At 33.8% G+C, this 5,151-nt stretch carries 11 protein-coding genes; all 11 read right to left on the bottom strand.

Features of this window, described 5'->3' with window-relative positions; genetic code table 11:
• Positions 1-234: 234 nt before the first annotated feature.
• On the bottom strand, positions 235-726 hold the full coding sequence (locus tag ACWCQ1_RS51520; RefSeq protein ID WP_451030070.1) for a hypothetical protein: 492 nt from the start codon (positions 724-726) through the stop codon (positions 235-237).
• Positions 710-901, bottom strand: a complete 192-nt coding sequence (locus ACWCQ1_RS51525) for a hypothetical protein (protein ID WP_251647328.1) — start codon at positions 899-901, stop codon at positions 710-712. The genes ACWCQ1_RS51520 and ACWCQ1_RS51525 overlap by 17 nt, the downstream gene beginning before the upstream one ends.
• Positions 898-1,272, bottom strand: a complete 375-nt coding sequence (locus tag ACWCQ1_RS51530) for a hypothetical protein (RefSeq protein WP_251647330.1) — start codon at positions 1,270-1,272, stop codon at positions 898-900. The genes ACWCQ1_RS51525 and ACWCQ1_RS51530 overlap by 4 nt, the downstream gene beginning before the upstream one ends.
• Entirely contained in the window at positions 1,269-1,484 is a 216-nt protein-coding gene (locus ACWCQ1_RS51535; RefSeq protein WP_285308692.1) for a hypothetical protein, read from the bottom strand. Before ACWCQ1_RS51535 ends, ACWCQ1_RS51530 begins: the two co-directional genes overlap by 4 nt.
• Positions 1,484-1,669: a hypothetical protein gene (locus tag ACWCQ1_RS51540; protein ID WP_251647334.1), complete on the bottom strand. Its 186-nt coding sequence runs from the start codon at positions 1,667-1,669 to the stop codon at positions 1,484-1,486. Before ACWCQ1_RS51540 ends, ACWCQ1_RS51535 begins: the two co-directional genes overlap by 1 nt.
• Before the next feature lie 65 nt (positions 1,670-1,734).
• On the bottom strand, positions 1,735-2,115 hold the full coding sequence (locus ACWCQ1_RS51545) for a hypothetical protein (RefSeq protein ID WP_251647336.1): 381 nt from the start codon (positions 2,113-2,115) through the stop codon (positions 1,735-1,737).
• A gap of 585 nt (positions 2,116-2,700) precedes the next feature.
• Entirely contained in the window at positions 2,701-3,042 is a 342-nt protein-coding gene (locus tag ACWCQ1_RS51550) for a hypothetical protein (RefSeq protein WP_285308676.1), read from the bottom strand.
• 41 nt (positions 3,043-3,083) lie between these two features.
• Positions 3,084-3,326 carry a hypothetical protein gene (locus ACWCQ1_RS51555; protein WP_251647393.1) on the bottom strand — a complete coding sequence of 81 codons (243 nt, stop codon included), beginning with the start codon at positions 3,324-3,326 and terminating at the stop codon, positions 3,084-3,086.
• Between the two features lie 67 nt (positions 3,327-3,393).
• Positions 3,394-3,900, bottom strand: coding sequence for a hypothetical protein (locus tag ACWCQ1_RS51560; protein WP_251647395.1), 507 nt, complete (start codon positions 3,898-3,900; stop codon positions 3,394-3,396).
• Positions 3,901-4,183: 283 nt separating this feature from the next.
• Positions 4,184-4,546 (bottom strand): hypothetical protein, encoded by a 363-nt coding sequence (locus ACWCQ1_RS51565; RefSeq protein ID WP_451030071.1) that lies wholly within the window; start codon positions 4,544-4,546, stop codon positions 4,184-4,186.
• An 83-nt stretch (positions 4,547-4,629) separates the two neighbouring features.
• A partial coding sequence (locus ACWCQ1_RS51570) for a hypothetical protein (protein ID WP_451030072.1) occupies positions 4,630-5,151 on the bottom strand: 522 nt, incomplete at its 5' end.

Raw genomic sequence — 5,151 nt, forward strand, 5'->3', positions numbered from 1 at the left:
AAATTTTTCGCTCCCTTGCCTGGAATGACGACTGAGCTATAGTGAGGATGAACAGGGGGCCCAATAGTTGCTTTTTGGGGTGGGGGGCGGGAAAGTTAAATAAAAAAAACGAAAAATGGCTGCCTTTTAGCCTTTTTTCGTTTTTTCCTTTTTAAAAGAGTTAGGATCTGTTTGCAGATCCACACAATATTAAAAAAAACATTTTAAAAAGAGACCTTTTCCGGTCTCTTTGATTTAAAGATATTCAACTTCATCTTTCAGACAATCTATACAGACGTACATAGGCTTTTTATGGTGAGAAACAAGGACGGTATTATGATGAATCATTGACCTAGGTTTTTCTAATAGAACACCGTATTTAGGTTCTCTAGAGCAACCATCGCAATCTGTTTTATTTAAAAAATCAGGATAGTCAGGATAGTCTTGTTTGCTATTTAGAAATTCAGGATTAACTTCTTTGGTTGTACTATTTTTAATTATCTCTCCTACTGATTTGTATTCACTTACCATCTGTTCAAGGTTTTCTATACCGTAACTTAATGGGTCTACTTGCATCCGTAACGTCGTGTCCATAAACGGGTCGAATACGGAAACACATTCTTCTTCATCAAACAGCGTAATTAAATTAGCATTACTTTGGTCTCCATCCACTTTATTTAGCTGCAGGTAGTTGTAATCAACTACCTCCTGCAATTCCTTTAAAAATTTTTCAGTCAACATGTCCATTTACCTCCATTTGAACTACCCAGTATTCAGATATGGCTAGAGCTTCCATAGCATCTAGAAGGTTAAAAACATCTCCATTATGGATATTACTTGCCTTTTCAATAACTTCTGACTCTGTGTGATTATAGGTTGTTACGTCGGTATGTAGGTCTGTAATGGAATATAAGTCTTTCATTTATGGCACTCCTTTAGGGCTTTTTCTAGGGAACTGCGAACTAAATCTGGTAGGTCTGATAGTGCTATTTGAGTCGGCTGTGTAGTTTCATTATCTAACCATAGCTCATCATAATCGAGCAGATACATGTATTCTTCATATCTTAAGGAATCACAATGTAACTCCCATTCTGGTGTGTCTAGGCTTCCTTCAAAACAAAATATAGCTATCGAATAGTCATGATTGAAGCGAAGCGAGTGTGTTTTATCCTGTAAGCATAAATGCTGCTTAGCTGATGGATATTTTTCATATGGTACGTATGCGATTAGTTTATTGGGTTCAGATGCTGGAACTAGTTCAAACCCTTTGGACTGAAAATATTGGACTGTCATGTTAATTTACCTTCTTTGTTTTGATTTTCATGTTCTTCAATGAAATCATGTATGTTGTATTCATCTAGGGAACGCCCAAAAAAGTTTAGGTTTTGCTTTGCATTCAGCTCCCACATAAGATTATTAAATTCCTCATCCTGTTCACTCAGTAATGACAACTCATCTATAATACTTTGTAACTTCCTAAGCATTTCTTTATGTTGTTTGTTCATTAGTCTTCTCCCCATTCTGGCGCTGCTGCTACGCAAGTAATATTTTCTTCCGGCGGTAATATTAGTCCCCTTTTAGTCAATCCATCAATTGCCACTTCTGCGATTTCCATTGCATCTACTTTGGTTGTTTCAACCATTATCATCGTTTCTACATCTCCATAATCAAAAATTACTCGATACCACATAAACTATTTCCTCCTAATTAAGCTGATTGTATTTATATGTATTTTTAACTAATCGGGGATAAGATTTATCCCCATGAGCAATGTTCTAGTAAAGCCTGGTTAATTTGAAATTCTGATTCTACCTGTTCTATATATTTTTCTATTTCTTTTAGTGTTTTATCTCTATCTATTTGAAATGAGTAATCACAACATTGATATTTAATATAATTTAGAGTGTTTAACATCTGTTCTGGACTTATTAATGGCTGAAAAGAAAGTTCCAGTGAATTGTATTCTGCCAGAGGTAATTCTACTTTTTCAGAGTATCTACGTTCATAGTTTTCACGATTATAAGATTCCCATTTAGATAGCCTTTCAGCTATCCTTTCATCTGATTCTCCTTTCCAAGCCTTAAAAAATTTACCTGCTCTTTCAAAAGTGTTTGGATGTATTAGAATAACGCTCATTTTATTTCCTCCGTTTTTTTCCTTTTTTCTTTTTTCTTTTACCTTCCGGATGGAAGGTACATTTTTCTTTTGTCTTCCGGATGGAAGGCAGTTCCCAAAAGGGAATTATTTTTCCCGTTTTGACATGGAGTATGAATTGATCGCATAGGGAATGGGTCAAGGGTTAAAGACGAAAAGTTTTTCGCTTCCGGTTTTGCTCTTAAAGCGAAAAAGTTTTTGGCCCCTTGACCTGTTCCCTCGGCCACTTTGGCTGCAGCAGGAAAGGTTCGGGTGTCCTGCCTGCTGCAGCCTTAGTGGCCGTGCGAATCAATACCATACGGAAGGCAAAAGGGGAAAAATGCCATAATAAAAAGCAGGCGGTAGCCTGCTATCCTTCGGGTTTAAGGTTTTGGGTTTTTAACGGTCTTCGGCTCGTGCGGTGCGGCCTGAAAGGCAAAAAGATCTGGAACCTACGGAATGTAGGCGGCAGCCGTACAGTCCGTGGTTAGCGAGCTTTTTAGTACCGTAGCGACACCTACTCCTGGTTGGCTGCTGTGGACCGCTAGGGGAGCAGCTGCTTACCAGGAGTCAGTGCTGCCGCCCACTCTATTTATGTAATCGCCAACTTTCCCATATCCATTTAGTGTTAGGCATTTCTTCTTTTATAGTTTTTATAAATAATTCGGCACTTTCTCTACTACTAAAGACTTTATATAAATCTAAAAACGAATCAGGTTGTTCAGGTTGAAGTTGAAATACACAATATAAACATCCCGAATGATTATCTTTCTTCTGACCAAGTAATTTAATTGCTTCATTCTTTCTACTTAGCTCTAGTTTTAACAACTTTATTTCTCTTTCGTGCTTGAATTTTTCTTCTCTTAATACCATTACATCTTCACTTAAACGAGCCAGTTTATTAAGTTTGTTTCTTATTTGCTTAAACATTTATACTCTCCTTTGTACCATATCTGCAACCTCCTTATACTTTATAATTGATGACTTACATGTTTCCCACCACCAAGATCTCTATTGATTCTTGGAATACTTTTCATTTTGTATTTTTTTATTATATTTTTAAGTTTCGCTTCTGGAAGTTCTTGAATACATTGATCTTCCCCAAGTATTCCATTTGTTCTTAATTCTTTTAGAGATAATTTAATTTCATCCTCATATGAAATTATAGCTAATTTTACCCCTTTATCTTTTATACTTACTTTCAAATTCTTCATAAATCCTCCATTAAATGGTATACATGTATACTTAAGGTTTGTTAAAAAAACCTGAAAATTTATCAGGTTATTTGTTTTTTACACTTAGAACATTATATGAGAAAGAAATTTCAATTAAGTTAAATTCAAAGTCTGTACGATTATTAATAAAGTTAGCAATTGCTAATTCAATTACTTCACCTAATGTATCATCTGCATATGTTTGAATAAAATCTCTATAGTTCGGTAAAATTCGGAAATGAATATATTCTCTTACTCCATCCCATTCAAGTCCATTATCTATCATAGTTTGTTTTACTAATTTCATTCTAGGTGAAGAAAGCGATTCGATTAATTCGCTCTTAGGTTTATTAATATTTTGTAGTTCATCTAACATTTTTTCAACTAATATAGCCTTAGTGTAAGTTGGTAATTCTTCAATTTCATTTGATTCAAATAACCTATTAATAAGAGCATCTGATAAACCTGTTCTTTTACCAAAAACATCTACGCAAGACTCAAATAGAATTTTGTATAGACGATATATTCGATACGATTTAGGATCATGTAGATTCCTAGTCGACTTTTCAGTCATTATGTATTCTCCCCCTCAACCTCCAATCCCTTGATTCTCTTTGATTTTTAAGATACACCTTAAGTATACATGTATTCTTGCATGTCATTCAATAAAAATCGAGGAATTGTATAAAAAAAATAACACTTAATAGTAGATTAAATTATTTTCCATAATCATCATACAATATAATTATAACTTATCAATCATTATCATGTAAAAAGCCTAAATTTTACAATCAAAAGTTGACAAGTTAAAAAAGAAAAAGAAGGATAAAATTCCCTTCTTTTTCTTTATTCGATATTTATTGGGGAGAAACCTTCCAGTTTTTATCTTCTTTAGTTAAAGAAACTATATTATCTTTTTCAGAACCATCAGTATAAATTTCTTTATATTTTATTGTGGCCCCTTCGCCTTTAATTTCTTCACTTAAGACTTCTATAGATTCTATAGAACCATTATCAGTTATATCTGCTGCATAAGCATTCATTCCATAACCATTTGATTCCATAGCATTCAGTATATTTGTTGAGATATACTGTTCCATATTTGAATATTCATTATTAGAAGCATGTTCAAAAAGAGATGTTAATGAATCAGAAGGACTTTCGGACTCATTTTCTTTTTTGGAACTTTCCTTCCCACATGCAGTAAGAATAGTCATCACTAAAAAAAATAGTATTAGTTTTTTCAATTCTTTTTCCCTCCTTTTTCCTCATAACATAATATCATTTAGGTAAATATCATCTCTTATGAAGATCTAAAGAAGTCAAAAGCTCCATATATGTCGTCTATTATCTCAATAGGAACCTGATCTACTTTTGTGACACCATTTTTCCATTTTGCCACAAATATAAATTGAGCACTTCCATTTTGAAGCTTCCTTTTTGTATCGGACATACTAATATCATAAAATTCCCCTGTATAAATCGGGTGAGGATTCTGTAATAAATTAATCGTTTTATCTAAAATACTTCCGTTAATTTGAGAACCTATAAATTGAACTGTAACATAATCAATTGGATGATCCGTCACTGCTGCAGATAGTATAAACTTCTCGCCAGAGAAAAATTGATTTTCTGAGCTACCTAGTTGTTCATGAATTAATCTCCACTTATCTGTATGTTCAACCTTACCAGCGATTTTTAAAGGAGTTACTGAAAACTCTAAAGTAGATTGAGCACTTTCTCCATGTTCATCTGTTACTATTGCACGGAAGTTATATTCCCTTGGTTCTAAATTATCTAGTCCCTTATTTAAAGTAGTTCTAGC

The sequence above is a fragment of the Streptomyces sp. NPDC002144 genome, assembly GCF_053593695.1.

Bases quoted from the DNA above. Each gene is read 5' to 3' on its own strand.
- ACWCQ1_RS51520 (WP_451030070.1), bottom strand. From the start codon at position 726: ATGGACATGTTGACTGAAAAATTTTTAAAGGAATTGCAGGAGGTAGTT.
- ACWCQ1_RS51525 (WP_251647328.1), bottom strand. From the start codon at position 901: ATGAAAGACTTATATTCCATTACAGACCTACATACCGACGTAACAACC.
- ACWCQ1_RS51530 (WP_251647330.1), bottom strand. From the start codon at position 1,272: ATGACAGTCCAATATTTTCAGTCCAAAGGGTTTGAACTAGTTCCAGCA.
- ACWCQ1_RS51535 (WP_285308692.1), bottom strand. From the start codon at position 1,484: ATGAACAAACAACATAAAGAAATGCTTAGGAAGTTACAAAGTATTATA.
- ACWCQ1_RS51540 (WP_251647334.1), bottom strand. From the start codon at position 1,669: ATGTGGTATCGAGTAATTTTTGATTATGGAGATGTAGAAACGATGATA.
- ACWCQ1_RS51545 (WP_251647336.1), bottom strand. From the start codon at position 2,115: ATGAGCGTTATTCTAATACATCCAAACACTTTTGAAAGAGCAGGTAAA.
- ACWCQ1_RS51550 (WP_285308676.1), bottom strand. From the start codon at position 3,042: ATGTTTAAGCAAATAAGAAACAAACTTAATAAACTGGCTCGTTTAAGT.
- ACWCQ1_RS51555 (WP_251647393.1), bottom strand. From the start codon at position 3,326: ATGAAGAATTTGAAAGTAAGTATAAAAGATAAAGGGGTAAAATTAGCT.
- ACWCQ1_RS51560 (WP_251647395.1), bottom strand. From the start codon at position 3,900: ATGACTGAAAAGTCGACTAGGAATCTACATGATCCTAAATCGTATCGA.